We start from the raw sequence: 24581 nt of genomic DNA, 5'->3' as shown, positions 1-24581 counted from the left end.
TCAGACTCCGTCCTCGCGGCCCGGCGGCAGCGAGGGCTCCCGCCAGGCGCGGATGTCGCGCGGCCAGTGGGTGGCAGCGTCCCAGAGCGAACCGCTGCCCGACAGATGGCGGCCGGAGAGCCGGCGCAGCTCGTGCGCGAGCCGGTCGGCGACCTCGTCGTCGGGCAGGGCGAGCGGATCGGTGAGCAGCCATACGGCGTGCAGCAGCCGCCGCAGGGCGAGGTGCAGTTCGACGCCGTCGGCGTCGAGTCCGGCGGGGATCTCGCCCGTGGGGGCCTGCCCGAGGGCGACGGCCCGGCGCGGATCGGGCCCGGTCGCGCCGCGCTCGCGCGGGTACGGGGCGGAGGCGACGAACCGCAGCCGCCCGAGCCAGCCGAGGACGTCCGGCTCGGGGAAGGTGGCCCGCAGGTGGGTGACGGCGTCCTCGGTACGGCCGAGCGCGAGGTCGTGGTGGAGCCGGTACGGGCCGGGTTCGGGCCCGTAGTGCCGGCGCAGGGTCTCGTGGACGGCGTGCCAGGCGGCGTAGCGCGGGTGGTCGCCGTCCTCGAAGCGCAGCCGGTGCAGGAGCAGGGCGCGCAGCAGCGGGTCGGCGACGAAGTGCCGGGAGCCGGGCGCGGACGCGGCCCAGTCCTCGGCGCGCAGCCGGTCGCGGACGCGCAGGGCCACGTCCCCGTCACGGGACTCGGAGGGGAGCCGGGCGTGGGCCAGCATCCGGGCGGACTCCTCGTCGTGGGCGGCGGCGAGCACGGCGTACGGGCCGGGCCGGGGCACGGGCAGCAGCTCGGCGAGGAGGGCGGGGGCGACGGGCACCGGCGGGGCGTCCTCGCGCAGCTCCACGGTCAGGTCGAGCAGCCCGCCGGGGGTGAGGCCGGGCTTCAGGTGCGCGGGGGCCTCCCCGGCGGCCCGCCCGAGCAGCGCCACGCCGAGGGGCCGGCCGCCGGTCAGGCGGTGGACGGCGCGGGGGAGTTCGGCGTGGGTGCGGCCGGCCGGGTCGTACCGGTCGAAGGCGCCGCGGGTCTGGGCGGGGGAGAGCGGGGTCAGCTCGACGGCGAGGATGCCGGAGCCGACGCTCGTCCCGCGCGGGCAGGGCGCCCGGTGCGCGGTCTCGGGCAGGCGGAGCCGGGTGGCCTGGCGCAGTGCCTCGTGGTCGCGGATCCGGGAGGCGCCGAGCACGACGACCCGGTCCCGGCGCCCCTCGGCGCGGGCGCGCAGGACCGGTTCGACCAGCTGCCGGCCGAGCGGCTCGTGGGCGTTGTCGAGGAGCAGCAGGGGCCGGCCGATGCGGCTGCCGCGCCGGAGCCCGGTGTAGGCGTGGAGGAGGTCCTCGGTCAGCGCCCCGACGAGGAAGGCCTCGGCCTCGCCGCGGCGCCGGCCGCCCTGCTCGAAGTCGTTGGCGAGCTGCTGGAGCCCGGCCTTCCCCCGTCCTCCGGCATTCCGGTATCCGCCGTACCAGCCCTCGGCGGACCGCTGCATCCGCCCGAAGACCTCCTCCATGACGGTCTCCACGGTCGCCTCCGCCAGCAGCCCGGCGAGCGGGGCGGCGGTCTCCGCGAAGGTGGCGGCGAGCTTGGCGAGGACCTTGCCGACCCAGTTGGCGGCGGCGCCCCGGGTCGCGTCGACGGTCGCGAGGAGCGGCCCGAGCCGCTGGAGGTCGCGCCGGGCCCGCTCGTCGTCCTCCCGGGACCAGCCGAGCGCGGCGACGGCCACGAGCCCGAGCGAGAGCCGCGGGAACCGCACGGGCCGCGCCCCGAGCACCTTGGGCGAGAACTGCACGGCCAGCTCGGCCAGCGCCCCGGTGAGCGGGGTCCAGCCGGGCCCGTGGTCGGCGGGCGGCTCGACGTGGGCGCAGTCGAGCAGCGCGAGCGGGGTGTACCCCCGGTACCGGTTCCGCACCTCTTTGAGCAGCGCGGTCTTCCCCGTCCCGCGCCCACCGGTGAAGACGGTGACCGGCGGATCGTCCCCGTGCTCGTACGCCACCCGCGCCACCCCGTGCCGGGTGAGCCCGCAGAGCCGCGCGACCAGCCCGCCGTCGTCCAGGACCGCTTCACGGCCGTACAGCTCCCTGTCCAAGCCCCGCCACCCCCGTAACAGTCAACTCAAGGATATCGACGCTCTGTTGGGAAAGCGGTCGTCTTTTCGAGTCTGTTGTGAGGGCGTTGCGGGTCTGTGGCGGAAGGGGGGTTCGGGGGCCGGTCCTCACCCCTCCCCGATGTCCTCGTTCCACAGCTCGGGGCGCGCGGCGACGAACTCCCTCATGAGCGCGACGCATTCGGGGTCGTCGAGCACGACGACCTCGACGCCGTGCTCGGCCAGCCACTCGTGCCCGCCGTGGAAGGTCTCGGCCTCCCCGACGACGACCCGCGAGATCCCGAACTGCCGGACGAGGCCGGAGCAGTACCAGCAGGGCGAGAGGGTGGTGACCATGGTGGTCCCCCGGTACGAGCGCTGCCGCCCGGCGTCCCGGAACGCGGCGGTCTCCGCGTGCGCGGAGGGGTCCCCGTCCTGCACGCGCCGGTTGTGCCCGCGCCCGAGGAGGGCGCCGTCGGGCCCGTGGAGAGCGGCCCCGATCGGAATCCCACCCTCACGGAGCCCGGCACGGGCCTCGTGGAGAGCGGTGGCGAGCCATGAGCGGGCCTGGTCCTTGTCCATGGGGGGAGCCTTCCCCGGGGGGCGTCCGCGTCACGCGCCGGAGGGCGGGTCCCCTCCCCGGTCGTCCGGCAGCGGGTCGGCGACGAAGGTCCCCTCACCCGCCCGCCCGTGGGGCCGGTCGTGGGCGGGAGGCTGTGCGGCCGGGCTTCGGGCGACGCCGACGGGGCTGTGATCAAGTTGCGTGAAGTGTACACTTCTGCGCATGAATGACATTCTGCCGATCACCGAAGCGCGGGCGAAGTTCGGATCGCTGGTCCGTCGCGCGTCCCACGCCCGTGAACGCATCACGATCACCGATCACGGTCAGCCCGCGGCCGTGCTCATCAACCCGCAGGAACTGGCCGACCTGGAAGACGCCCTGGCCCTGGCCCGATACCGCGAGCGTCAGGCTGCCGGGGACGCGGCCACCGTGTCCCACGACGACGCCCGTGCCCGGCTCGGCCTGGAGCGCGGGTGACCTACGGGATCGTCTGGAGCGAGTCCGCCCTCGATGCGGCCGCCCGCTTCCTCAAGGACGACCCGGAGGGGCTGCGTCAGGTGATGGACGCCGTCGACCTGCTCGCCGACCGGCCTCGGCCCGAGGGCAGTACCCCCTACGGCTCCCCGGACCTGCGCCGGATGCACGTCGGGTTCTACCGGGTCATGTACGAGATCGCCGAGGCCACCGTCACCATCGTGGTCATCCACGTCGGCCGCCTCGGCTGACGCCCCGCGTCGAGGCCGTGCCGACGCGGTGAGCGTGACCCCGATGCCGCGCCCCCCGCGTTCCTTTCGCCGTTCAACTCCCCTTCCAGCCAAGCCCTTTCGTCCCGCCCCCGGGTTTCTCCAAGCAGCGTCCGGAGGGCCCGGCGCGGCGGTACGCTCGGGGCGCTCCCGTGGTCGTGCGGGGGTGGGGTGGGAAACCGCGGGGGTGGATGAGTTGCCGCTGGATCACCGCTACGCCCTCACCGTGAAGTGCCGGGTGGGCGTGGAGAACACGGTCGGCGCGACGACGGTGACCTGGAGCGTCGCCCGGCTGTCGTCGCCGGAGATGCGCCGGCCGCCGGAGAAGGAGGCGCAGGTCGCCTTCGAGTGTCCGCGGTGCGGGAAGTCCTTCGTGGCCACCGTGGAGAGCGTGGCCAGGGCCCGGCGCAAGCAACGGGTCTGTCTGGCGGTCGGCCTGCTGCTGTTGCTCTCGCTGCTCGTCACGCTCCCCATGGCCTTCTTCCTCGGGGGCCAGGTCCGGGAGGAGGACGACCCCTCGATGAACCCCTTGGCCGTCCTCGTCCCCCTCGTCGCCCTGGGACTCGTCACCGGGCTGCCCTTCTTCATGGCCGGCCGCCATTACGAGGGCGTCAGGAAGCACCGCCTGGTCCTGCCGAACGGGAAGCGGACGATGCTGGTCCAGGGGCATCGGTTCGACTGATCCGTCGGGAGTCGTCCGGGGCCCCCGGGGCCGTGCCCTTATGCCACCGCCACCGCCCCCTCCTTCTCGTACGGGAACAGCGCCGGCGGCGTCTCCCCCTGGAAGAAGGTCTTCGCGCGGATCAGGGCCTGTTCGTCGGCGCGGACGCGGCCCGGGCGGGAGCCCGTGCCCGTCAGGACGCCGCCGAAGCGCATCCGGAGGTAGGCGGCCGTGTGGTTCAGGGCGGTGACCAGGCCCTCGGCGACGACGTGCTCGTCGTGGGCCAGGGCCGTCACGCCCCACAGGGTGCCGCCCGCCATGCGCTCCTTGAAGTCCGAGCCGGGGACGTTCAGCCAGCCCGACCAGTAGTCGAGGTAGCGCTTGACCTGGGCGGAGAGGGTGTACCAGTACAGGGGCGAGACGATGACCACGTCGGTGGCCCCCACCGTCGCCTCCAGGAGCATCTTCTCCGTCTCGTGCGTCGGCGGGCCCGTGACCTCGTGCCGCCCGTCCTGGAAGTCCGGCAGCGACAGCCCGTTCAGGTCCACCCAGCGCTGCGGGACGCCGGCCGGCAGGTGCGCCGCCGCCTCCCGGGCCAGGATCTCCGAGTTGCCGTCCGGGCGGGAGCTGCCCAGGACGAAGAGGAACGAGCGGTTCGAGAAGTCCGGGGACCCGGGAGAGGCGGGGAACTCGGGGGAATCCGGGGCGTGCGGGGTGTCCAAGGGCATGGCTGCTGCTCCGTCTCGTGAGGTGTCCGGTGCCAACTCCGGTCCCCGCGGAGGTATTCCGTCCGCCCGAGGCCACCTTCCGTGCCGGATCCTCCGCCCCCGGCCCCTGCCGCCGATCGGCTGAGACTCCGCGTCCGCACCGGCCCGGTGCGCGGATCACCGGCGCGGAGGGCCCTAGCTTGCGGAGTGCCCGCCCCCGCGCGGCGCACCCCGTCGTTCTACCGAGAGGTCCTCCATGCGTTCCCTGCTGACCGCCCTCGCCGTCGGTGCCATCGTCCTCGGCACCGCCGGTGCCGCCAGCGCCGACGTGTACGTCGACTACGAGCCGGAGCCCTCGTACACCCTCGTCTTCGGCGACTGGCTCCAGTTCGCGGAGGGCGACGTCTTCAACGCCGGTCACGACAACACCGTCGGCTCCGACGACTGATCCACCCGGCGCGGCCGGGGCCCCTCGGGGCCCCGGCCCGTCAGCCCTCGGTCTCCTCGCCGCGCTCGCGGCGCTTCAGCTCCTCCTCGCGGCGGCGCAGGTCCGCCTCCCACTCCTCCAGGAGGGCGTCGTCGTCGGGCTTCGCACCGGCCCCGTCGTCCTTGAGCGACTTCAGGAACTCCGGGTTGTCGTCCGGCGCGACCCAGCCGCCCGCGCCGCCCGTGCCGCGCGCCCCGCGCCGGCTCCCCGGCCCGCGCTCCTTGCCCGCGGCGATCCAGCCGATCGCGCCGACGATCGAGAACAGCAGGATCACGATGGCCCACACCGGCTTCGGAAGGTGCTTGACCTCCTCCTCCGGCGTGTTCAGGCAGTCGATGAAGGCGTAGATCATCAGCGCCAGCGGCAGGATGAACAGCAGCGCCCTGAGCATGTGGGACAGCCCCCTGGAAGCGGTGGCGGGGGCGCGCTTCGGCGGCCCCGGTGACAGGTCAAGGGTAGCCGGTGACCGATACTTGCCCCTATGGCTCACGACGATCTCCGCTCGCTGCTCAGGGCCCTCGAGCGCGAAGGCGACCTCAAGCGCATCAAGGCCGAAGTCGACCCGTACCTGGAGGTCGGGGAGATCGTCGACCGCGTGAACAAGGCGGGAGGGCCGGCGCTCCTCTTCGAGAACGTCAAGGGCTCCTCCATGCCGCTCGCGATGAACGTCTTCGGGACGGACCGCCGGCTGCTCAAGGCGCTCGGCCTGAAGTCGTACGGCGAGATCAGCGAGAAGATCGGCGGCCTCCTCAAGCCGGAGCTGCCGCAGGGCTTCGTCGGGGTCCGCGAGGCCTTCGGCAAGCTCGGCTCGATGGTCCACGTGCCGCCGAAGAAGGTGAAGTCCGGCGACGCCCCCGTGCAGGAGGTCGTCCTCACCGGCGACGACGTCGACCTGGACGCGCTGCCCGCGCTCTTCACCTGGCCCAAGGACGGCGGCTCCTTCTTCAACCTGGGGCTCACCCACACCAAGCACCCCGAGACCGGCGTGCGGAACCTCGGCCTCTACCGGCTCCAGCGGCACGACAAGCGCACCATCGGCATGCACTGGCAGATCCACAAGGACAGCCGGAACCACTACGCGGTCGCGGCCGAACGCGGCGAGCGGCTGCCGGTCGCCATCGCCTTCGGCTGCCCGCCGGCCGTGACGTACGCCTCGACGGCCCCGCTGCCGGGCGACATCGACGAGTACCTCTTCGCCGGCTTCGTGCAGGGCAGGCGGATCGAGATGGTCGACTGCAAGACCGTGCCGCTCCAGGTCCCCGCGCAGGCCGAGGTCGTCATCGAGGGCTGGCTGGAGCCGGGCGAGATGCTCCCCGAGGGCCCCTTCGGCGACCACACCGGCTTCTACACGCCGCAGGAGCCCTTCCCCGCCCTGACGATCGACTGCGTCACGATGCGGAAGCGCCCGCTGCTCCAGTCGATCGTGGTCGGCCGGCCGCCGACCGAGGACGGGCCGCTCGGGCGGGCCACGGAGCGCTTCTTCCTGCCCCTGCTCAAGATCATCGTGCCGGACATCGTGGACTACCACCTGCCGGAGTCCGGCGGCTTCCACAACTGCGCGATCGTCTCGATCGACAAGAAGTACCCGAAGCACGCGCAGAAGGTCATGCACGCCATCTGGGGCGCGCACATGATGTCGCTGACCAAGCTGATCGTCGTGGTCGACAAGGACTGCGACGTGCACGACCTGCACGAGGTCGCCTGGCGGGCCCTCGGGAACACCGACTACGCCCGTGACCTCACCGTCGTCGAGGGCCCGGTCGACCACCTCGACCACGCCTCCTACCAGCAGTTCTGGGGTGGCAAGGCGGGCATCGACGCCACGAAGAAGCTCCCCGAGGAGGGCTACACCCGGGACGGCGGCTGGCCGGACATGGTCGAGTCGGACCCGGCGACGGCCGCCCTGGTGGACCGGCGCTGGAAGGAGTACGGGCTGTGACCACCGCCGCCGTGCCCGGCGCGCAGCCGGGACGTACGAAGGCGTTCCTCAGGCTCGTGATGATCGAGCACTCGGTCTTCGCGCTGCCCTTCGCGTACATCGCCTCGCTCACCGCGATGTTCCAGACGGACCGGCGCGTCCACTGGTGGACGCTGCTGCTCGTCACCGTCTGCATGGTGGGACTCCGGACCTTCGCCATGGCGTGCAACCGGATCATCGACCGCGAGATCGACGCGCGCAATCCCCGCACCGCCGACCGGGAGCTGGTCACCGGCGCGGTGTCCGTGCGGTCCGCGTGGACCGGGGCCGGGATCGCCGTCGTGGTGTTCCTGGGCGCCGCCGCCCTGCTGAACCCGCTCTGCCTGGCGCTCGCGCCGCTCGCCGTCGTGCCGATGGTGGTCTACCCGTACGGGAAGAGGTTCACGAACTTCCCGCACGCGATCCTGGGGCTCGCCCAGGCGATCGGGCCGATCGGGGCCTGGATCGCGGTGACCGGGGAGTGGTCCTGGGACGCGGTGATCCTGGGGCTCGCGGTGGGCGTGTGGATCGGCGGCTTCGACCTGATCTTCGCCTGCCAGGACGTGCGGGCGGACCGGGCGCACGGCGTGAAGTCGGTCCCGGCCCGCTTCGGGATCCCGGCCGCCCTGTGGGGCGCGCGGGGCTCGGCGGTCGTGACGACCGGACTGCTCGTCTGGTACGCGCTGGCCACCGGCGCCGGGCTCTTCTTCTGGATCGGCCTGGCGGTCGTCGTGGTGGCGTTCTGCTACGAGCACACGATCGTGAAGCCGCACGACCTGTCCCGGCTGAACCGCGCGTTCTTCACGACGAACGGCTTCATCGGGATCAGCCTGTTCGTCTGCGCGCTCCTCGACCTGCTGGTCCGCGGGCTCACCCCGTGACCCCGACCTCCCGGACCGCCCCGGACCGCTCCGGCCCCGTCCCGGACCGCCCCGGGTCGTCCCGGACCCCTCACGGATAGGCTCGACGGCATGAACGACGGCAAGCGCACCCCCTGGATCGTGGGGGTTTCCGGGGCGTCGGGCACGCCGTACGCCGCCGCCGTCCTGAGGGGGCTGCTCGCCGCCGGGGAGAGCGTCGACCTGGTGGTGTCCCGGGCCTCGCGGCTCACGCTGCTCGACGAGACCGGGATCTCCTTCCGGGACGCGCACTGGCGCGAGGACCTGGCGGCCTGGCTGGCGCGCGGCGCCGACGGGAAGCCCGACACGTTCGACGCGGACCTGGCGGACGTGCGGTACTGGCCGGCCGGGGACCTGGGCGCGGGCCCGTCCTCGGGGTCGTACCCGGCGAAGGGGATGCTGGTGGTGCCGGCCTCGACCGCCGCGGTGGCGGGAGTGGCCCTGGGGCTCTCGAAGGACCTGCTCCAGCGGGTCGCGAGCGTGACGCTGAAGGAGCGGCGGCCGCTGGTGGCCGCCGTGCGGGAGACCCCGCTGAACGGGCAGACCCTCCGGCACATGGTGGCGCTGGACGAGGCGGGCGCCGTGGTGCTGCCCGCCTCTCCGGCGTTCTACGCGGGGGCGACGCACATCCAGGACCTGGTGGACTTCGTCGCCGGACGGGTACTGGACGCGGCGAAGGTGCCGCACCGGTTGTACCGCCGCTGGGAAGGAGAGCTGGGTGCGGCTCTCCGGTCCGACTAGCGCTTCTTCGCGCGCTTCTGCGGGGCGCGCTCCGCGGCGGGGACGGGCCGGTGGGCACGCGAGCGGTCGGCCAGGTCCTGCAGCTCGCGCATGCGGGCGTGGGCCATCTCGATCGTGTACACGGTGAACACCACTCCTGGGGTCGTGGAAGATCGTCTGTGATCTGTTGAAAGATTCACAGGGTGTCGCCCCTGTGTACCTTAGATTCTATACCTAAACTCGCGGTATCGCTGGACAATGGAAGGCCTCATACCTATGGACGCCGTGGACAGGCAGCTCATCCAGGCCCTGCGCGAGAACGGACGCGCCTCCTACGCCGAACTCGGCCGGCTCGTCGGGCTCTCCGGCCCCTCCGTCACCGACCGCATCAACCGCCTGGAGGCGGCCGGGGTCATCACCGGCTACCGCGCCACCGTCGACGCCGCCTCGCTCGGCCTCGGCGTCACCGCCCTCATCGGCATCTCCCTCTCCGACGCCGCCGACCACGAGGACGTGGCCCGCCGGCTCAAGGACCTCGCCGAGATCGAGGACTGCTGGTTCATCGCCGGCGACGACTCCTTCATGCTCAAGGTGCGCGCGAACGACGTCGACGGCCTGGAGAAGACGATCCGCCGCCTCAGCGGCACCCGGGGCGTCTCCCGCACCCGTACGACGATCGTGCTCTCCACCAAGTGGGAGAACCGCGTCGGGGAGCTGCCCGAGGAGGGCTGAGCGCGGGCCTGAGAGTACGGTGAACGGCGAAGCACGGATATCGGATACCGGAGAAAAAGGGAGGCGGCCGCATGGACGCGGGGCTCAAGCGTGAGCTGGAGCAGAAGGTCCGGGACGGTGAGCGGCTGAGCCGTGAGGACGGCATCGCCCTGTACGAGTCCGACGACCTCGCCTGGCTCGGCGGTCTGGCCCACGAGGTCCGGACCCGCAAGAACGGCGACGTGGTCCACTTCAATGTCAACCGGCATCTGAACATGACCAACGTCTGCACCGCCTCCTGCGCCTACTGCTCCTTCCAGCGCAAGCCGGGCGAGAAGGACGCGTACACCATGCGCATCGAGGAGGCCGTGCGCCTCGCGAAGGCGATGGAGAACGAGAACCTCACCGAACTCCACATCGTCAACGGGCTGCACCCCAACCTGCCCTGGCGGTACTACCCGCGCTCGCTCTCCGAGCTGAAGAAGGCCCTGCCGAACGTCTCCCTCAAGGCGTTCACGGCCACCGAGATCCACCACTTCGAGACGATCTCCGGGCTCTCCGCCTCCGAGATCCTCGACGAGCTGATCGAGGCCGGTCTGGAGTCGCTGACCGGCGGCGGCGCCGAGATCTTCGACTGGGAGGTCCGGCAGCACATCGTGGACCACCGCACCCACTGGGAGGACTGGTCCCGGATCCACCGGCTCGCCCACGAGAAGGGGCTCAAGACCCCGGCGACCATGCTGTACGGGCACATCGAGGAGCCCCGGCACCGCGTCGACCACGTGCTGCGGCTGCGCGAGCTCCAGGACGAGACGAACGGCTTCCAGGTCTTCATCCCGCTGCGCTACCAGCACGACTTCGTGGACATGAAGGACGGCAAGATCCGCAACAGGCTCCAGGCGCGCACCACCATGGCGACCGGCGCCGAGGCCCTGAAGACCTTCGCGGTCTCCCGGCTGCTCTTCGACAACGTGCCGCACGTCAAGGTCTTCTGGGTCATGCACGGCGTCCAGACCGCGCAGCTCGCGCTCCAGCACGGCGCCGACGACATGGACGGCTCGGTCGTCGAGTACAAGATCACGCACGACGCCGACAACTACGGCACGCCGAACAAGCTGGGCCGTGAGGACCTGCTCGAACTGATCCGGGACGCCGGCTTCCGGCCGGTCGAGCGGAACACGCGGTACGAGATCATCCGCGAGTACCCGGGCCCGGACGCGGAGCGGCGCGAGTCGCCGCAGCCGATGCGGGTCTGAACGCTTCCGTGAGGTGGGCCGGTGGGGGACCCCCACCGGCCCTCTCTCATGCCTCCGTGCGCTCCACCGGGATCCACAGCTCCGCCCGCGCCGTCGTCCGGTCCTCCGAGGGCCGTACGGAGAGCAGCTCGGGGCCCGGCCTGCTCGCGTACGGGTTGGACGGGAACCACTGGGTGAAGACGTCCCGCCAGAGGTACTGGAGGGCCTTCGGGTAGGGGCCCTCGTTCTCGAAGACGGCCCAGGTGCCGGCGGCCACGTCGAGCGCGTCGAACTCCTCCGGCACGTCGGCGCCGCTCACCGCCCCGTGCCAGTAGTCCAGCTCGGCGCCCTCCTCGCGGCCGTCCGAGAGGTGGGTGACCGCCGACAGGACGCCTGCGGGCTCCCCGTCCGACAGGCGGGCGAGCCGGTCCAGGGCCTCCCGGCCGATGGACCGGACGTGGGCGGCGATCGCCGGGTTCTCCCCCTCGTGGACCAGGGGGACCCGGGCCCCGCGCCCGACGATCCGGAAGGCGTCCTTCTCCACGATCCTGTACCGCATGCTGCTGTTCCCTTCGACGACGAGGCGGAAGGACATGCGCGGCTGGGAGCGCAGGGCGGCCCCGGTGCGGCGGGCCTCGCCGGGGCCGACGCCGTGCACCGCGCGGAACGCGCGGGCGAAGGCCTCCCCGGAGCCGTAGCCGTACCGCACGGCGACCTCCAGGAGCGTCCGCTCGCCGGCGAGCACCTCGGCGCCCGCGACGGTGAGCCGCCTGCGCCGCACGTACTCCGACAGCGGCATCCCCGCGAGCGCCGAGAACAGGCGCCGGAAGTGGTACTCCGAGGTCGTCGCGATCCGGGCGAGCCCGGCCGGGTCGAGGTCGCCGCGGAGGTGCTCCTCGATGTGGTCGAGTGCCTGGTTCAGCCGCTCCAGCACGTGGTCCGTCCTTCCTTTTCCGTGTTCTCACCGTAGGAGGGGGGCGGGGTGCCGGACCCGACATCCCGTGCCCGGTCCGGTCGGGTGGGCCGACGGGCCGGGCGGGGGATCAGGCGAGGGGCAGCAGCATGATGATGTCGTCGCGGTCGTCGCCGGGGGCGACCCGGATCGCGTCGGGGACGCGGCCGACCTCCTTGTAGCCGGACTTGGCGTAGAAGCCGTCGACGCCGGTGCCGCCCCGGCAGGTCAGCCGGATCGCCTCGACCGCCTCGAAGCCGGGGGCGGTGCGGGCGGTGCGCTCGACCGCCGCCATGAGGTCGCGGCCGTACCCCCGGCCCTGGTGCCGGGGGTGGACCATCACGGTGTAGAGCCACACCCAGTGCGTCATCAGGCGGTGGCTGTTGAAGGTGAAGAAGGCGGTGGCGGCGACCTCGCCGTCCCCGTCGCGGCCGACGAGCAGACGGGTGGTGCCGCGCTCCATGGCGACGAGGTGCTGGAGCAGGGCGGGGCGGATCTCGTCGGGGGTCACGGGCGGGACGAAGCCGACGGCGCCGCCGGCGTTGGAGACGTCGGCCCAGAGGGCGAGGACGCCGTCGCGCAGGGCGGCGTCGACCGCCGGGTCCACCTCGAACGTAAGGGTCATGGGCTGAGGTTATCCATTACGCGACGGGTGCTCAAGAGGCCCGGTACCGGAGGGGGTGCGGTCCCGTGTTTCACTGGGGAGGACGTTCGTCCCGTAGGGGATCTTTTCGGAACGGAAGAGTGGACTGACATGCTCCGTTACACGGTGCTGCGGCTCGGCATCTTCGCCGGGTGCTTCCTCGCCCTGTGGGGCCTCGTCTACGTCGGCGCGCTGCCGCGCGGCCTCGGCGACTCCAACCTGCTCTGGGTGCTCGTCCTCGCCATCGTCGTCTCCGCTCCGCTCAGCTTCGTCCTCCTGCGCGGGGAGCGCGACCGGATGAGCGTCGAGATCGTGGAGAAGGTCGACCGTGCGAAGGGGCGCCTGGACGCGAACCGGTCCCAGGAGGACGCGCTGTAGGCGACTCCTCCCGTCCGCCCTCCGCCGTGGGGGCGGCGTAAGGATTTCGTAAGTTTCCTCACACATCCCACCCCGGGCGAGAGCTTCCAAGGCTCCGGCCTGGGGTTTTCTGTGTTTCGGAGGCGGAGGGGTGTTCCTCTACCCCAAAGAAGAGCTTTGAGGTTCTCAAAGTTCAAGTGTTAACGTGTTCGACATGAAGACCGCAGCGCGCCTCACCGACGCCGCGAGCAACCCGCTCGTGGCGCGCCTGCACGTCGACCTTTGCCGCTGTGTGTCCGCGGCCTGTTGTCGCCGCGAGCTCTGACCTCCCCGGCAGCATGCAGCGGCCTCCGCGCACGAGCGCGCGTGTGCGCCGCACCCCCGTTCCCGTATTCCCCCGATACGCCCTGTGGAGTGTGTCTCTGTGTCCGCGTCCGTTTCCGAGGCCCCCCAGGCCTCCGAGGCCAAGCCCTCGTCCCGGATACCCAAGGTCCCCTTCTGGGCCCAGATCATCGTCGGTCTGGTCCTCGGCGCCCTGCTCGGCTGGATCGCCCGCAGCCAGGACGTCTCCTGGCTGAAGGAGACCCTCGGCCAGGTCGGCGACATCTTCGTGCAGCTGCTCAAGCTGGCCGTCGCCCCGCTCGTCTTCTTCGCGATCCTGGTGTCGATCACCAACCTGCGGAAGGTGAACAACGCCGCCCGGCTCGCCTCCCGCACCCTGCTCTGGTTCATGATCACCTCCCTGATCGCGGTCGCCATCGGCCTCGCGATCGGCCTGATCACCAACCCCGGCGCCGGCACCGGCCTCACCCCGCAGGACGGCAAGCTGCCGAAGCGCGAGGGCTCCTGGATCGACTTCCTCACCGGCATCGTCCCGACGGACGTCATCACGCCCTTCACCGAGCTGAACGTCCTCCAGATCGTCTTCATGGCCGCCGTCGCCGGCATCGCCGCCCTGAAGCTCGGCGACCGCGCCAAGCCGATCCTCGCCCTCTCCGAGTCGGTCCTCGAACTGCTCCAGAAGGCCCTGTGGTGGGTCATCCGCCTCGCCCCGATCGGCACCGTCGGCCTCATCGGCTTCGCCATCGCGGACTACGGCTGGGACCTGATCGGCAAGTACGCCACCTTCACCGCCGACGTCTACGTCGGCTGCGCGATCGTCCTCTTCGGCGTCTACCCGCTGCTGCTCGCCACGGTCGCCAAGGTCAGCCCGCTCCAGTTCTTCAAGGGCGCCTGGCCGGCCATCCAGCTGGCCTTCGTCTCCCGCTCCTCGGTCGGCACCATGCCGCTCACCCAGAAGGTCACCGAGCGCCTCGGCGTCCCTAAGGAGTACGCCTCCTTCGCCGTCCCGTTCGGCGCCACCACCAAGATGGACGGCTGCGCCGCGATCTACCCGGCGCTCGCCGCGATCTTCATCGCGCAGATCTTCGACGTGCAGCTCGGCATCCAGGACTACCTGCTGATCGCCTTCGTCTCGGTGGTCGGCTCGGCGGCCACGGCCGGCCTGACCGGCGCGACCGTCATGCTGACCCTGACCCTCTCCACCCTGGGCCTGCCCCTGGAGGGCGTCGGCCTGCTCATGGCGATCGACCCGATCATCGACATGATGAGGACGGCGACGAACGTCGCGGGCCAGGCCCTGATCCCGGTGATCGTCGCCGCCCGAGAGAAGATCCTCGACCACACCGCGTACGAGAACGCCTCGTCGTCCCCGATCGACGACCCGACCGCCGAGGCGCGCACGGAGAACGAGAAGGTCCTGGTCGCGGCCTGACCGGCACGCTCCCGCCGTCCTGGTGCCCCCGCCCCTTCCGGGCGGGGGCACTAGGCTTCTCCGGGGGCGGTCGGGCGATCTTGTGAGCGGCGGGAAGCAGGGGTGGGCACCATGGCCGACGGTGCGAGGGCGCGGCGGCTGCCGCGTGCCGTGCGGGAGCGGCAGATGCTCGACGCGGCCGTGCGGAGCTTCGCGCGGCACGGATACCAGACGGCCTCCATGGACGAGATCGCCGAGCTCGCGGGGGTCTCCAAGCCGCTGGTGTACCTGTACCTGAACTCCAAGGAGGAGCTCTTCACCGCCTGCATCCGGCGGGAGGCCGGGGCGCTGCTCGCCGCGGTGGCCGCCGGGGTCGAGGAGCGGGAGCTGCCGCCCGACGAGCGGCTGTGGGCGGGGCTGCTCGCCTTCTTCACGTACGCCGCCGAGCACCCCGACTCCTGGGTGGTGCTGAGCCGGCAGGCCCGGACGCAGGGGGAGCCGTTCGCGACCGAGGCGTCCCGGATGCGGGAGGAGATCGCGGTCTTCGTCGCCGGGCTCATCGGCGAGGCGGCGCGCGGGGCGCACGGGGCCGCCGGGATCACCGAGCGGGACGTGACCGCGCTCGCGCAGGCCCTGGTCGGCTCGGCCGAATCGCTGGCGACCTGGGCGAACGGGACGCCGGGGGTGACGGCGAAGGAGGCGGCCGCGACGCTGATGAACTTCGCCTGGGCCGGACTCGGGAACCTCATGAAAAGCGAGCGCTGGTCTCCCCGTTGAGCCTTACCGCACAGTAAGGTTACTGACTGGTTCAAGTGGTGCGGGCCTCAACTCGCCTGTGGAGCCGGTCGGTTCGGCTCCGTACGTACCGGCGCGCCCTCAGCACGTCCCAGCACGTCTCCGTTCGTCGCGAAGACCGAGGAGCCGCACGTGTCCGTCGCCAACGCCGCAGCCGGGACCGGGCCGGTCGAACCGCACAAGCTCCTGGTGGACGGACGGGTGCGGGAGGTCTCCGTCCCCGCCCTCGCGCCCCGGATCGCCCGCGGCTCCCTCGCCGACCTGCCGTACGACAACGCCCGCCAGGCACCCGACGCCCCCCTCTTCTCCCGCAAGGGACCGGAGGGCGCGTGGTACGACGTCCCGGCCCGCGTCTTCGCCGCCGAGGTGCACGCCGTCGCCAAGGGCCTCGTCGCCCACGGACTCCGGCCCGGCGACCGGCTCGCCCTCATGGCCCGCACCACCTACGAGTGGACCCTGCTCGACTTCGCCGCCTGGGCCGCCGGACTCGTCACCGTCCCCGTGCACCCGACCTCCTCCGCCTTCCAGACCCGCTGGATCCTCCAGGACTCCGGCGCCGCCGCCTGCGTCGTCGAGGACCCCGCCCAGGCCCGGCTCGTCGCCGCCGAACGCACCCGACTGCCCGGCCTCGCCCACCTCTGGACCCTCGACGCCGGGGCCGTCGACCTGCTCCGCCGGGCGGGACGGCGGATCTCCGACGAGGCCGTCACCGCCCGCCGGGGCCTGCTCACCCCCGAGACCCTCGCCACCCTCGTCTACACCTCCGGCACCACCGGCCGCCCCAAGGGCTGCGCCCTCACCCACGCCAACTTCTTCGCCGAGGTCGACAACGCCGTCCGGCTCCTCCACCCCGTCTTCGTCCCGGAGGGCGAGGAGCCCGCCGCCACCCTGCTCTTCCTGCCGCTCTCCCACGTCTTCGGACGGATGGTCTCCGTCGGCTGCGTGCGCGCCCGGGTGCGGGTCGGGCACGCGCCCTCCGTCGAGGGCGGGGAACTCCTCACCGACCTGGCCGCCTTCCGGCCCACCTTCCTCCTCGCCGTCCCGTACGTCCTGGAGAAGGTCTTCCACACCGCCCGCGCCACCGCCGAACGCGGTGGGAGGGCCGCCTCCTTCGACCGGGCCGCCCGGGTCGCCCGCCGCTACGGCCGGGAGGCCTCGCCCTCACTGCCGCTGCGCGCCGCCCGCGCGCTGTACGACCCGCTGGTCTACCGGCGGATACGGAACGCGCTCGGCGGGCGCGTGAGGTACGTGATCTGCGGGGGCTCCCCGCTCGGCGCCCGGCTCGCGGAGTTCTTCGCGGGCGCGGGCGTCGAGGTCTTCGAGGGGTACGGCCTGACGGAGACCACGGCCGCCTCCACGGTCACCCCGCCGCGCCGGCCGCGCACCGGGACCGTCGGATGGCCGCTGCCGGGCACCGCCGTCCGCATCGCCGACGACGACGAGGTCTGGCTCAGGGGCGGTCACGTCTTCGCCGGATACTGGGACGCGCAGCGCGGCGCCGCCGTGCCGCACACCGACGACGGCTGGTTCCCCACCGGTGACCTGGGCTCGCTCGACGAGGACGGCCACCTGCGGATCACCGGCCGCAAGAAGGACCTCATCGTCACCTCGGCCGGCAAGAACGTGGCCCCCGCCCCGCTGGAGGACTGGCTGCGGGCCCACCCCCTGGTCGCCCAGTGCATGGTGCTCGGCGACGGCCGCCCGTACGTCACGGCCCTGATCACCCTGGACCACGAGGGCCTGTCGCACTGGCGGCGGATGCGGGGCAAGGAGCACCTGGCGCTCTGGGAGCTGACCCGCGACGAGGAGCTGCTCGCCGCCCTCCGGCGGGGCGTGGACGACGCCAACCGGCTCGTCTCCCGCGCCGAGTCCATCCGCGCCTTCCGCGTCCTGACCACCGACTTCTCGGAGACCTCGGGCCATCTGACCCCGTCCCTGAAGCTCCGGCGGGGCGCGGTGCTCCGGGACTTCGCGCGGGAGGTCGAGGAGATGTACCCGGCGGGGAGCGAGTAGGGCCCGGTCGGCGGGCGCCACGGCCGGGGGAGTGCGCGGGCCCGGTCGGCGGGCGTCACGGCCAGAGGAGTTCGCGGGTCCAGCCGTCGGGCGCCGCCGGGTCGCGGCGGTAGCGCAGGCGCACGTGGCGGCGGCGTCCGTCGCCCTGGAAGAACTCGACCTCGGCCGGTTCGACCGTGTACGGGGTCCAGGTGGGGGCCGGGGCGTCCGGCTCCGCCTCCGCCCGGCGCCAGGCCGCCGCGCTCGCCTCCGCGAGGGTCTCCGGGGAGTCCAGGACCTCGCTCTGCCGGCCGACCAGGGCCGCCGCGAGGGCGCCGGTGGTGCGGGCGTGGAGGTCCGCGTACGCCTCCTCGGGGGTGCCGGTGGCGACGTGGCCCCTGACCCGGACCTGGCGGCCCTGGACCGGCCAGTAGAAGCCGAGCGCGGCCTCCGGGCGGGCGGCGAGCTGGCGGCCCTTGGCGCTGGTGGAGTGCGTGGCGAAGTGCCAGCCGCGCGCGTCGGCGCCGTGCAGCATCACCACCCGCACGTCGGGGCGGCCGTCCTCGTCCACGGTGGCCAGGGAGGGGGTGTGCGGCTCGGTCTGGCCGGCCGCGACCGCCGCCGTGAACCACTCGTGGAAGAGGGCGAGCGGCCCGGGCGGGGCGCCCGCCGGGTCGAAGGCGGGCAGCTCGGTGTCCCAGACCCGCAGGGAGCGCAGGGCGCGGTCGAAGTCGGTCGTCATGGGGCCACGGTAGGGGTCGGGGGCCGGAAGGGGCCGGGAGGGCCCCGGAGACGGCGACGCCGGCGGCGGTCCGCAGGTCGTGCGGGCCGCCGCCGGCGTCGGCGACAGGACGGGTGGAGGAGGGGGACGCGCCTATCTGGTCGGTTTCTTGCCGGTGATGCCCAGGTGCACCAACAGGGCCAGGTTCGGCTTCAGTTCGGCCTGCTTCACGCCCCAGGTCTGGAAGCCCTTCTGGTGCCCCGCGACCGCGGCGAGCATCGTCACCAGGGAGCCGGCCATCGCGGCGGGGCTGACGTCCTTGTCGACCTTGCCCTTGGTCTGGAGCTCCTTCACCGCGTCCGTCAGGGAGGTGGTGACCGAGTTCAGGGTCTTCATGCGGATCTTGTAGAACCGCTTGTCGCCCTCGGCCGCGCCGAGGTCCACGACCCGGAGGATCGCGTCGTGCTTGCGCCAGAAGTCCAGGAATCCCTCGACGAGTTCCTCGGAGGACTGCCAACCGGCCTTGCCGACCCAGGAACGGCCGGAGGCCAGGTCGGCCAACCCGGCGCCCTCCTTGGCCATTTCCTCCGCGATCTCCAGAACCGCCCCCTCGACGTCCGGGAAGTACTGATAGAACGTCGCGGGTGAAGTACCCGCCTTCCGGGCGACGTCGATGACCTTGACGTCCCGGTAGGGCGAGGAGCTGAGCATCTCACCGAGGCAGTCGAGCAGCTTCTGCCGCGTCGCCTGACCGCGTCGACCGGCCACGCGGCCGTCGACGGTGCGTACTTGTCCTGTCATGCCGTCAGCTTACCGACGGGGCCTCGGGGCGCGATTCGGCCGACTGCAAATGGGGTGCGACCCCGTGCATCCGTGTTCTGCGAGGTGGATGCGGGTGCGGGGCGGAAGGCGGGAGGAGGGGCAGCGTCGGTATTGAGCCAATGTCGGCCGCGGTTCCCGCGTCGGCGGCACCGGGGGAGCGGGGCCGGGCGGGGGCCGGGAGGGTCCGGGCGGGGCCGAACGGGGGAGCCCGTACCCGAACAGAGTTATGAACAGTCTGTGGACAACTTCGGTGGACAACCCAGGCATCCCAAGGGTTCCACCCCGCCGGACCGCCCCGCCGCCCGCCCGCCGGGGCTGCGCGGCCGGCACCGCCGCCCTAGCGTGGAGCCATGGCCGTACGTACTGAGGGCACCCCGTGCTGGGTGGACGCGCAGCTCCCCGACCTGGAGGCGGGCAAGCGCTTCTACGGCGAGCTCTTCGGCTGGACCTTCGACCCCGACCGCGACGAGGCCCTCCTGCGCGGGCGCCGCGTCGCCGGGCTCGTCCCGAAGCGGGACGGCCGCATGCCCACCACCTGGACCGTCTACCTAGCCACCGAGAACGCCGGCACCCTCGCCGCCCGGATCAGGGCCGCCGGCGGCCGGATGGTCATGGACCCGTACCCCGTCGGCCCCTTCGGCGTCCTGGCGCTCGCCGCCGATCCCGGCGGCGCCGTCTTCGGCCTCCGCCAGTCGGGCGACGACGACGGCTTCGCCGCGGTGAACGAGCCGGGCGCCTTCTGCTGGATGGAGGTGTACACGCGCCGGCCCGACGCCGTCGACACCTTCTACGCCACCGTCTTCGGCTACCTCGGCCGCCAGGCCGACCCCGGGAAGGAGGGCGCGGGCCCCGGTCCCGACCACCGGATCTGGTCGCCTCCCGGCTCCCGGCCCGGCGACGACAGCGCCTTCGGCGGCCGGGCCGTCATCACCGACGACTTCCCCGCCGAGCTGCCCGGCCACGTCCTCGCCTACTTCCGCGTCGACGACTGCGACGGGGCCTGCGCCACCACCGTCCGGCTCGGCGGCCGAGTCGTCTCCCCGGCCCGCGACATCCCGCGCGGCCGCGTCGCCGTCCTCCGCGACAACCAGGGCGCCCTCTTCGCGGTCCTCGCGGAACCGGAGGCCGGGTCCGGCGCCGGACGGGAGAACGGACCCCGAGCCGAGCCGGAGAACGGACCCCGCGCCGAGCCGGAGAACCGCCCCCGCCCCGCACCGTAATCGGACGGTACGGCCCGATAGGTCCGCCCCCGTTCCGCCCGGCCCGCCCCGTACCGGCCCGCCCCCCGTAGCAGGCGACACCCCGATCCGCCCCCGGGTTCGCCACCGGGCCCCCGGACAGGAAGAATCAGGGCCACGGGGCCGTACCCTCATGGCCCGTACGGGGAGGTGGCAGGCAAGTGGAGCAGCTGACGCAGCACGACCCGAGACGCATCGGGCCCTTCGAGGTGCTGGGCCGGCTCGGCGCGGGCGGAATGGGCCTGGTCTATCTCGCGCGCTCGGCCTCGGGCCGGCGCGTGGCGATCAAGACCGTGCGCACGGAGCTCGCGGAGGACCAGCTGTTCCGGGTCCGCTTCACCCGGGAGGTGGAGGCCGCCCGGGCCGTCTCGGGCTTCTACACGGCCGCCGTCGTCGACGCCGACCCGCGCGCCGCCGTGCCCTGGCTGGCCACCGCCTACGTGCCGGCGCCCTCGCTCGAGGAGATAGTGAACGAGTGCGGGCCGCTCCCGGCCCAGGCCGTGCGCTGGCTGGCGGCCGGTGTCGCCGAGGCCCTCCAGTCCATCCACGGGGCGGGCCTGGTCCACCGCGACCTCAAGCCCTCCAACGTCCTCGTCGTCGAGGACGGCCCCCGGGTGATCGACTTCGGCATCGCGTCGGGCGTCTCCAACACGCGCCTGACCATGACCAACGTCGCCGTCGGCACCCCCGCCTACATGTCGCCCGAGCAGGCCCGCGACTCGCGCAGCGTCACCGGCGCCAGCGACATCTTCTCGCTCGGCTCGATGCTGGTCTTCGCCGCCACCGGCCACGCGCCCTACCACGGCGCCAACCCGGTCGAGACCGTCTTCATGCTGCTCCGCGAGGGCCCCGACCTGGAGGGCCTGCCCGACGAGCTGCGGCCCCTCATCGACTCCTGCATGCAGATGGACGTCTCCCGGCGGCCCAGCCCGGCCGACCTCCAGGCCCAGCTCGCTCCGCACCTCTTCGGCCCCGGCAGCGACGACAGCGGCACGGCCTCGGCCTGGCTGCCGCTGAGCGCCACCGCCATGATCGAGCGCCGGCGCGGCGGCGGCCGCGCCCCCGCCGCGCCGCCCGTCCCGGCCGTGCCCCCGCCCCCGCCGCCGTCGGATCCGCCGGGCCGGTTCCCCGACCCGTACGGGCCGGAGCGCGGGTCCGGGAACGGCGGCGGGCCCGAGCCCGCCCCCGTCGGCGGCCGGCACGCCGGTCCCGCCGAGAGCACGGGCGGCCCCGTGCGCCTCGGCGGCGGGACCGTGGCCATCGGCCCCGGCCCCCGGGTCGCCGACACCCGGGCGGCGCTCGCCCTCGGCCGGGGCGCCGACGCGGGCCCCGCGACCGGCTGGATCCGGCCGCCCGGCGGCGGCCCGCACGGCGTCGAGCCCGGCCCGCCGCCCGGCTCACGGCCGCTGAACGTGCCCGCGCAGGGCGGCGCCGACCCGGCCCCGCCCCCGCCGGAGCCCGGCCACTGGCGGCCCTGGCGCTTCCGCATGTCCAACGACGTCTGGGGCACCCCGGTCGTCGACGACGACCTGCTGTACGTCACCTCCTTCGAGGTGCACGCCCTGGACACGGGCAGCGGCCGGCGCCAGTTCAAGACCCGGGACGTGGCCTGGTCCATGGCCGTCGCCGGGGGCCGCATCCACGCCTCCGACGGGCCCACCCTGTACGCCCTCGACGCCACCGACGGCGGGGAGCGCTGGCGGCTGCGCACCGACGCCTGGGTGTACGCGCTGAAGGTCGACCGGGGCACGGTCGTCACCGGGACGCGCGGTGGCGGGGTGCAGGGCTGGGAGGCATCCAACGGCGCCAAGCTGTGGGAGGTCACCGGCGCGCAGACCGACTTCGAGACCCCGGAGGCGGGGCCCGCCGTGCACGGCGACACCGTGTACGTGTGGCGGGACGCCCGGCTCCAGGCCCTCGACGCGCGGACCGGGGCGGAGCGCTGGTCGTACCCGGTCGGGGACGCCGCCTCCTGCGGGGGAGTACCCGTACGGGTGGCCCCGGCCGAGGACGGCCACGTGTACGTGTCGGCGGGGACCCGGGTCCTGTCGATCGACATCGCGGCCGGGCGCGTCCGCTGGCACTTCGAGGCGCCCGCCGTCTTCCTCTCCCCGCCGGCCTTCGCGCCGGGACCTGCCGTCACCGGCGGCGGGGTGTACCTCGCCGACCACCTCGGCACGGTGTACGCGCTCGACGCCACCACCGGGCAGGACCGCTGGCGGATCGCGACCGAGCAGCGCCAGTCGACCGAGCCGGTGCTCGTCGCGGACGGCAACGTGCACGTGGGCAGCGGCAGCGCGCTCTACACGCTCGACGCGGTCACCGGCACGCCCCGCTGGCGGTTCGCGGCGGGCGGCGAGCTGGTCGGCTCCCCGGTGGTCGCGGACGGCCGGATCCACTTCGGCTCGGCCGACCACGTCCTCTACACCCTGGACGCGACCGGCGGGCAGCTGCGCTGGAAGCTCGCGACCGGCGGCGAGATCACCGGCTCGCCGGTGGCGAAGGGCGGGGTCGTGTACGCGTGCAGCAAGGACCGCTGCGTGTACGCGCTCGACGCGGTGAAGGGGACGGCGACGGGCCGGGGCCCGTCGTCGGCCCGCTGACGGGCCCCGGCGCCTCAGCGGGGCTCGGGCCCGTCCGGGTCCCGGCCCCGATCCGGGCCCTGGTCCCGTCCCTGATCCCGCCCCCGGTCCTGGCCGGGCACCTCGAAGGTCCGGGTCGGCTCGGACCCGTGGGGATCGTAGGAGCCGTAAGGGTCGTAGGGGTCGTACGGGCCCTGGGCGGAGGATTCCCGGGGGTCGCCCGCCGGCGCCCCGTAAGGGTCGGCGACGGGGGCCTCACGGGGATCGGGGGCGCCGGGCGGGGGCGCGTACGGCCGGGGCTCCTCGACGCCCCCCGGCCCCTCCCGCCGCTCCGCACCCCTGCGGACCCGCCGTCTCCGCCCGGACATCACGAGCGCGCCGAGCAGCAGCAGGATTCCGCCGCCGAGGGCGTTCGCGACCCCGTCGCCGAGGCCCGTGCCGTCGCCGTCGACGGTGAGACCGCCCTGGTACTGCCCGACCCGCACCATCCAGAAGACGGTGAAGCCGAGGACGACGAGCCCGGCGAGGGCGACGAGCGGGCGGGAGCGGAGCACCACGCCGACCAGGGCGAGGAGGGCGGCGAGGGCGAAGGGCAGCAGGAGCGACCACCAGAGGTCGGCCCTCGCGTCGGTGATGCCGGTGAACAGCTCGTCGAGGGCGTAGTCGCGCCCGTGACGGCCGTCGTACCAGGCACGGAAGGGGCTCAGGACGGCGGCCGTCGCTCCGGCGAGAGCCAGGACGGCGCCGGCGACGTTACGGATCATCGAAGCGGCCTCCTGGGTGGTCCGGCTCTCGCTCCCGACGCTACGCCGGGTCGGAGGGGCCCGCCACGCGGCGCGGGACGGCCGTTAGGGTGGCGCGGACACGACAGCCAGGAGGGGGACGGCGATGGTACGGACACGGGTGAAGCTCGCGGCGACGCTCACGGTGGTGATGCTCGCGCTGACCGGGTTCCACACCGGGAAGGGCGGCCACGGCAGCAGCAGCGGGGGCGGCAGCGGGAAGAGCAAGAGCAGGAGCCACTCCTCTTCTTCCGATTCCGACGACGACGACGATTCCGGCGGCGGCTGCTCCAGTTCCGAGAAGGGCAACGACGACTACGGGTCGAACGACGCCACGGCGACCCCGTCCCCCCTCCCCACGGCGACCGGGGCCGCGGTCGAGGTCGTCGTGGTCGACTGCGTGAAGCCGGCCCGCAAGAAGGGCAAGGGCCGCCCGGCCCGCGGGGCGGACACCACGGCGACCCTGGAGATCACCTCGCACACCGGGGTCGAGAAGACGTACCGGGTCACCCTGGAGTTCAAGGGCGCGGCGGGCGACGCGGTCGACTCGGCCGAGGCGCTCGTCACCGTCGGCGCCCACGAGGAGAAGACCTTCGAGGTCGCGATGAAGCACCCGAAGACGGTCGACCGGGTGCGGGACTGCTGGGTGTACGACGTGCGCGAGCGGTAGACGGGACCCGGAGGCCCGGCAGCCTGCCGATATCCAGCCGTTCCGGCGGCGGAGGCTGTGCGTCCGCGCGCCCGCCGACGAGGACGGCCCGATGCGCCCCCTCACCCGACCGGCGGCCCTCGCCTGTCTCGCGAGCGTCCTCCTGCTGTCCGGCTGCTCCCCGGTCACCGCACCGGAGGCGGACCGCCGGGTCCCGCCCGTCACCCCCGGCCCCACGGCGACCGCCACCGCCGCGCCCGACGAGGCGGCCCGGACGGCCGAGCGCCACCGCCGGTCCGGCGGAACGGAGGACGTGTACGGGATCCTGCGGGGCTCCGGTCCCGGGGGCGTTCCCGCCCTGACGGTGTGGACGCGCGACCCGGACGCGGACGCCGGACGGTTCGACGCGCTCAAGGCGTCGGTCACCGGCTACCTGGAGCGCGAGGAGGGCCTCTCCTTCGAACGGGGCTACCTGACGGACGTCTTCGGCCCGGACGGCTCGCTCCTGCACCGCCTCGACGCGCGCCGGTAGCCGGGCACGCCGAA

At 73.3% G+C, this 24581-nt stretch carries 27 protein-coding genes; 17 read left to right on the top strand and 10 right to left on the bottom strand.

Annotated elements, in window-relative coordinates:
• Entirely contained in the window at positions 1-2070 is a 2070-nt protein-coding gene (locus ACFY7E_RS20705) for a hypothetical protein (protein WP_389486837.1), read from the bottom strand.
• 126 nt (positions 2071-2196) lie between these two features.
• Positions 2197-2649, bottom strand: a complete 453-nt coding sequence (locus ACFY7E_RS20700) for a nucleoside deaminase (protein ID WP_389486835.1) — start codon at positions 2647-2649, stop codon at positions 2197-2199.
• A gap of 202 nt (positions 2650-2851) precedes the next feature.
• On the opposite strand from ACFY7E_RS20700, the gene ACFY7E_RS20695 reads away from it, so the two are divergent.
• The 3 genes from ACFY7E_RS20695 to ACFY7E_RS20685 all read left to right on the top strand — a co-directional run bounded on the left by ACFY7E_RS20695 (position 2852) and on the right by ACFY7E_RS20685 (position 4054).
• Positions 2852-3106, top strand: coding sequence for a type II toxin-antitoxin system Phd/YefM family antitoxin (locus tag ACFY7E_RS20695; RefSeq protein WP_389486834.1), 255 nt, complete (start codon positions 2852-2854; stop codon positions 3104-3106).
• Positions 3103-3354, top strand: a complete 252-nt coding sequence (locus ACFY7E_RS20690; RefSeq protein ID WP_389486832.1) for a type II toxin-antitoxin system RelE/ParE family toxin — start codon at positions 3103-3105, stop codon at positions 3352-3354. Before ACFY7E_RS20695 ends, ACFY7E_RS20690 begins: the two co-directional genes overlap by 4 nt.
• A gap of 214 nt (positions 3355-3568) precedes the next feature.
• On the top strand, positions 3569-4054 hold the full coding sequence (locus tag ACFY7E_RS20685; RefSeq protein WP_389486830.1) for a hypothetical protein: 486 nt from the start codon (positions 3569-3571) through the stop codon (positions 4052-4054).
• Positions 4055-4092: 38 nt separating this feature from the next.
• Here ACFY7E_RS20685 and ACFY7E_RS20680 read toward each other — a convergent pair whose 3' ends face one another.
• Complete coding sequence (locus tag ACFY7E_RS20680) at positions 4093-4761, bottom strand: flavodoxin family protein (protein WP_389486828.1); 669 nt, start codon at positions 4759-4761, stop codon at positions 4093-4095.
• 235 nt (positions 4762-4996) lie between these two features.
• Between ACFY7E_RS20680 and ACFY7E_RS20675 the strand changes: the two genes are divergently transcribed.
• Positions 4997-5188 carry a hypothetical protein gene (locus ACFY7E_RS20675; RefSeq protein WP_383436965.1) on the top strand — a complete coding sequence of 64 codons (192 nt, stop codon included), beginning with the start codon at positions 4997-4999 and terminating at the stop codon, positions 5186-5188.
• Between the two features lie 40 nt (positions 5189-5228).
• Here ACFY7E_RS20675 and ACFY7E_RS20670 read toward each other — a convergent pair whose 3' ends face one another.
• A complete protein-coding gene (locus ACFY7E_RS20670; RefSeq protein ID WP_389486825.1) occupies positions 5229-5618 on the bottom strand; it encodes a PLD nuclease N-terminal domain-containing protein in 390 nt (129 codons plus the stop codon).
• 90 nt (positions 5619-5708) lie between these two features.
• On the opposite strand from ACFY7E_RS20670, the gene ACFY7E_RS20665 reads away from it, so the two are divergent.
• The 3 genes from ACFY7E_RS20665 to ACFY7E_RS20655 all read left to right on the top strand — a co-directional run bounded on the left by ACFY7E_RS20665 (position 5709) and on the right by ACFY7E_RS20655 (position 8824).
• Positions 5709-7166: a menaquinone biosynthesis decarboxylase gene (locus ACFY7E_RS20665; protein WP_389486823.1), complete on the top strand. Its 1458-nt coding sequence runs from the start codon at positions 5709-5711 to the stop codon at positions 7164-7166.
• Positions 7163-8065, top strand: a complete 903-nt coding sequence (gene mqnP, locus ACFY7E_RS20660; protein WP_389486821.1) for a menaquinone biosynthesis prenyltransferase MqnP — start codon at positions 7163-7165, stop codon at positions 8063-8065. The genes ACFY7E_RS20665 and mqnP overlap by 4 nt, the downstream gene beginning before the upstream one ends.
• Before the next feature lie 90 nt (positions 8066-8155).
• Positions 8156-8824, top strand: a complete 669-nt coding sequence (locus ACFY7E_RS20655; protein WP_389486819.1) for a UbiX family flavin prenyltransferase — start codon at positions 8156-8158, stop codon at positions 8822-8824.
• Here the strand turns inward: ACFY7E_RS20655 and ACFY7E_RS20650 are convergent.
• Positions 8821-8946: a hypothetical protein gene (locus ACFY7E_RS20650; RefSeq protein WP_389486817.1), complete on the bottom strand. Its 126-nt coding sequence runs from the start codon at positions 8944-8946 to the stop codon at positions 8821-8823. The genes ACFY7E_RS20655 and ACFY7E_RS20650 overlap by 4 nt on opposite strands.
• Before the next feature lie 133 nt (positions 8947-9079).
• Between ACFY7E_RS20650 and ACFY7E_RS20645 the strand changes: the two genes are divergently transcribed.
• Both ACFY7E_RS20645 and mqnE read left to right on the top strand, forming a co-directional pair.
• Positions 9080-9535 carry an Lrp/AsnC family transcriptional regulator gene (locus ACFY7E_RS20645; RefSeq protein WP_125666109.1) on the top strand — a complete coding sequence of 152 codons (456 nt, stop codon included), beginning with the start codon at positions 9080-9082 and terminating at the stop codon, positions 9533-9535.
• Between the two features lie 71 nt (positions 9536-9606).
• A complete protein-coding gene (mqnE, locus tag ACFY7E_RS20640; protein ID WP_383436948.1) occupies positions 9607-10770 on the top strand; it encodes an aminofutalosine synthase MqnE in 1164 nt (387 codons plus the stop codon).
• Between the two features lie 46 nt (positions 10771-10816).
• Here the strand turns inward: mqnE and ACFY7E_RS20635 are convergent, their stop codons facing one another.
• Together ACFY7E_RS20635 and ACFY7E_RS20630 are read right to left on the bottom strand one after the other, a co-directional pair.
• Positions 10817-11683, bottom strand: a complete 867-nt coding sequence (locus ACFY7E_RS20635; protein ID WP_389486814.1) for a GyrI-like domain-containing protein — start codon at positions 11681-11683, stop codon at positions 10817-10819.
• Positions 11684-11792: 109 nt separating this feature from the next.
• Positions 11793-12326, bottom strand: a complete 534-nt coding sequence (locus ACFY7E_RS20630; RefSeq protein ID WP_389486813.1) for a GNAT family N-acetyltransferase — start codon at positions 12324-12326, stop codon at positions 11793-11795.
• Between the two features lie 129 nt (positions 12327-12455).
• Between ACFY7E_RS20630 and ACFY7E_RS20625 the strand changes: the two genes are divergently transcribed.
• From ACFY7E_RS20625 to ACFY7E_RS20610, 4 genes are all read left to right on the top strand, one after another.
• Positions 12456-12722, top strand: coding sequence for a DUF4229 domain-containing protein (locus ACFY7E_RS20625; RefSeq protein ID WP_389486811.1), 267 nt, complete (start codon positions 12456-12458; stop codon positions 12720-12722).
• Positions 12723-13125: 403 nt separating this feature from the next.
• Complete coding sequence (locus ACFY7E_RS20620; protein WP_389486809.1) at positions 13126-14475, top strand: dicarboxylate/amino acid:cation symporter; 1350 nt, start codon at positions 13126-13128, stop codon at positions 14473-14475.
• Between the two features lie 111 nt (positions 14476-14586).
• Complete coding sequence (locus ACFY7E_RS20615; RefSeq protein WP_389486807.1) at positions 14587-15231, top strand: TetR/AcrR family transcriptional regulator; 645 nt, start codon at positions 14587-14589, stop codon at positions 15229-15231.
• Positions 15232-15381: 150 nt separating this feature from the next.
• A complete protein-coding gene (locus tag ACFY7E_RS20610; RefSeq protein ID WP_389486805.1) occupies positions 15382-17262 on the top strand; it encodes an AMP-dependent synthetase/ligase in 1881 nt (626 codons plus the stop codon).
• A 55-nt stretch (positions 17263-17317) separates the two neighbouring features.
• On the opposite strand, the gene ACFY7E_RS20605 is transcribed toward ACFY7E_RS20610, so the two are convergent.
• Together ACFY7E_RS20605 and ACFY7E_RS20600 are read right to left on the bottom strand one after the other, a co-directional pair.
• Entirely contained in the window at positions 17318-17983 is a 666-nt protein-coding gene (locus ACFY7E_RS20605; protein ID WP_389486803.1) for a pyridoxal 5'-phosphate synthase, read from the bottom strand.
• A 132-nt stretch (positions 17984-18115) separates the two neighbouring features.
• Complete coding sequence (locus tag ACFY7E_RS20600; protein ID WP_389486801.1) at positions 18116-18763, bottom strand: TetR family transcriptional regulator; 648 nt, start codon at positions 18761-18763, stop codon at positions 18116-18118.
• A 371-nt stretch (positions 18764-19134) separates the two neighbouring features.
• Here ACFY7E_RS20600 and ACFY7E_RS20595 point away from each other — a divergent pair, with 371 nt between their 5' ends.
• On the top strand, positions 19135-20004 hold the full coding sequence (locus ACFY7E_RS20595; protein WP_389486799.1) for a VOC family protein: 870 nt from the start codon (positions 19135-19137) through the stop codon (positions 20002-20004).
• A gap of 179 nt (positions 20005-20183) precedes the next feature.
• Positions 20184-22625, top strand: coding sequence for a PQQ-binding-like beta-propeller repeat protein (locus tag ACFY7E_RS20590; protein WP_389486797.1), 2442 nt, complete (start codon positions 20184-20186; stop codon positions 22623-22625).
• Between the two features lie 14 nt (positions 22626-22639).
• On the opposite strand, the gene ACFY7E_RS20585 is transcribed toward ACFY7E_RS20590, so the two are convergent.
• The gene (locus ACFY7E_RS20585; RefSeq protein WP_389486795.1) at positions 22640-23368 is read right to left on the bottom strand and encodes a hypothetical protein; all 729 of its coding nucleotides are present in this window, start codon (positions 23366-23368) and stop codon (positions 22640-22642) included.
• Positions 23369-23492: 124 nt separating this feature from the next.
• Here ACFY7E_RS20585 and ACFY7E_RS20580 point away from each other — a divergent pair, with 124 nt between their 5' ends.
• On the top strand, positions 23493-24056 hold the full coding sequence (locus ACFY7E_RS20580; RefSeq protein WP_389486793.1) for a hypothetical protein: 564 nt from the start codon (positions 23493-23495) through the stop codon (positions 24054-24056).
• A 91-nt stretch (positions 24057-24147) separates the two neighbouring features.
• Positions 24148-24567, top strand: coding sequence for a hypothetical protein (locus tag ACFY7E_RS20575; RefSeq protein WP_389486791.1), 420 nt, complete (start codon positions 24148-24150; stop codon positions 24565-24567).
• The last annotated feature ends 14 nt before the right edge of the window (positions 24568-24581 follow it).

This window comes from Streptomyces sp. NPDC012825 (assembly GCF_042900925.1).
Lineage (GTDB): Bacteria > Actinomycetota > Actinomycetes > Streptomycetales > Streptomycetaceae > Streptomyces.
This window is presented reverse-complemented; position numbering and strand designations above follow the sequence as displayed.

Coding starts and splice junctions, on each gene's coding strand:
- ACFY7E_RS20645 (WP_125666109.1), top strand. CDS start 9,080: ATGGACGCCGTGGACAGGCAGCTCATCCAGGCCCTGCGCGAGAACGGA.
- ACFY7E_RS20695 (WP_389486834.1), top strand. CDS start 2,852: ATGAATGACATTCTGCCGATCACCGAAGCGCGGGCGAAGTTCGGATCG.
- ACFY7E_RS20630 (WP_389486813.1), bottom strand. CDS start 12,326: ATGACCCTTACGTTCGAGGTGGACCCGGCGGTCGACGCCGCCCTGCGC.
- ACFY7E_RS20595 (WP_389486799.1), top strand. CDS start 19,135: ATGGCCGTACGTACTGAGGGCACCCCGTGCTGGGTGGACGCGCAGCTC.
- ACFY7E_RS20670 (WP_389486825.1), bottom strand. CDS start 5,618: ATGCTCAGGGCGCTGCTGTTCATCCTGCCGCTGGCGCTGATGATCTAC.
- ACFY7E_RS20675 (WP_383436965.1), top strand. CDS start 4,997: ATGCGTTCCCTGCTGACCGCCCTCGCCGTCGGTGCCATCGTCCTCGGC.
- ACFY7E_RS20655 (WP_389486819.1), top strand. CDS start 8,156: ATGAACGACGGCAAGCGCACCCCCTGGATCGTGGGGGTTTCCGGGGCG.
- ACFY7E_RS20575 (WP_389486791.1), top strand. CDS start 24,148: ATGCGCCCCCTCACCCGACCGGCGGCCCTCGCCTGTCTCGCGAGCGTC.
- ACFY7E_RS20615 (WP_389486807.1), top strand. CDS start 14,587: ATGGCCGACGGTGCGAGGGCGCGGCGGCTGCCGCGTGCCGTGCGGGAG.
- ACFY7E_RS20665 (WP_389486823.1), top strand. CDS start 5,709: ATGGCTCACGACGATCTCCGCTCGCTGCTCAGGGCCCTCGAGCGCGAA.
- ACFY7E_RS20600 (WP_389486801.1), bottom strand. CDS start 18,763: ATGACAGGACAAGTACGCACCGTCGACGGCCGCGTGGCCGGTCGACGC.
- ACFY7E_RS20625 (WP_389486811.1), top strand. CDS start 12,456: ATGCTCCGTTACACGGTGCTGCGGCTCGGCATCTTCGCCGGGTGCTTC.
- ACFY7E_RS20605 (WP_389486803.1), bottom strand. CDS start 17,983: ATGACGACCGACTTCGACCGCGCCCTGCGCTCCCTGCGGGTCTGGGAC.
- ACFY7E_RS20680 (WP_389486828.1), bottom strand. CDS start 4,761: ATGCCCTTGGACACCCCGCACGCCCCGGATTCCCCCGAGTTCCCCGCC.
- mqnE (WP_383436948.1), top strand. CDS start 9,607: ATGGACGCGGGGCTCAAGCGTGAGCTGGAGCAGAAGGTCCGGGACGGT.
- ACFY7E_RS20700 (WP_389486835.1), bottom strand. CDS start 2,649: ATGGACAAGGACCAGGCCCGCTCATGGCTCGCCACCGCTCTCCACGAG.
- ACFY7E_RS20580 (WP_389486793.1), top strand. CDS start 23,493: ATGGTACGGACACGGGTGAAGCTCGCGGCGACGCTCACGGTGGTGATG.
- ACFY7E_RS20585 (WP_389486795.1), bottom strand. CDS start 23,368: ATGATCCGTAACGTCGCCGGCGCCGTCCTGGCTCTCGCCGGAGCGACG.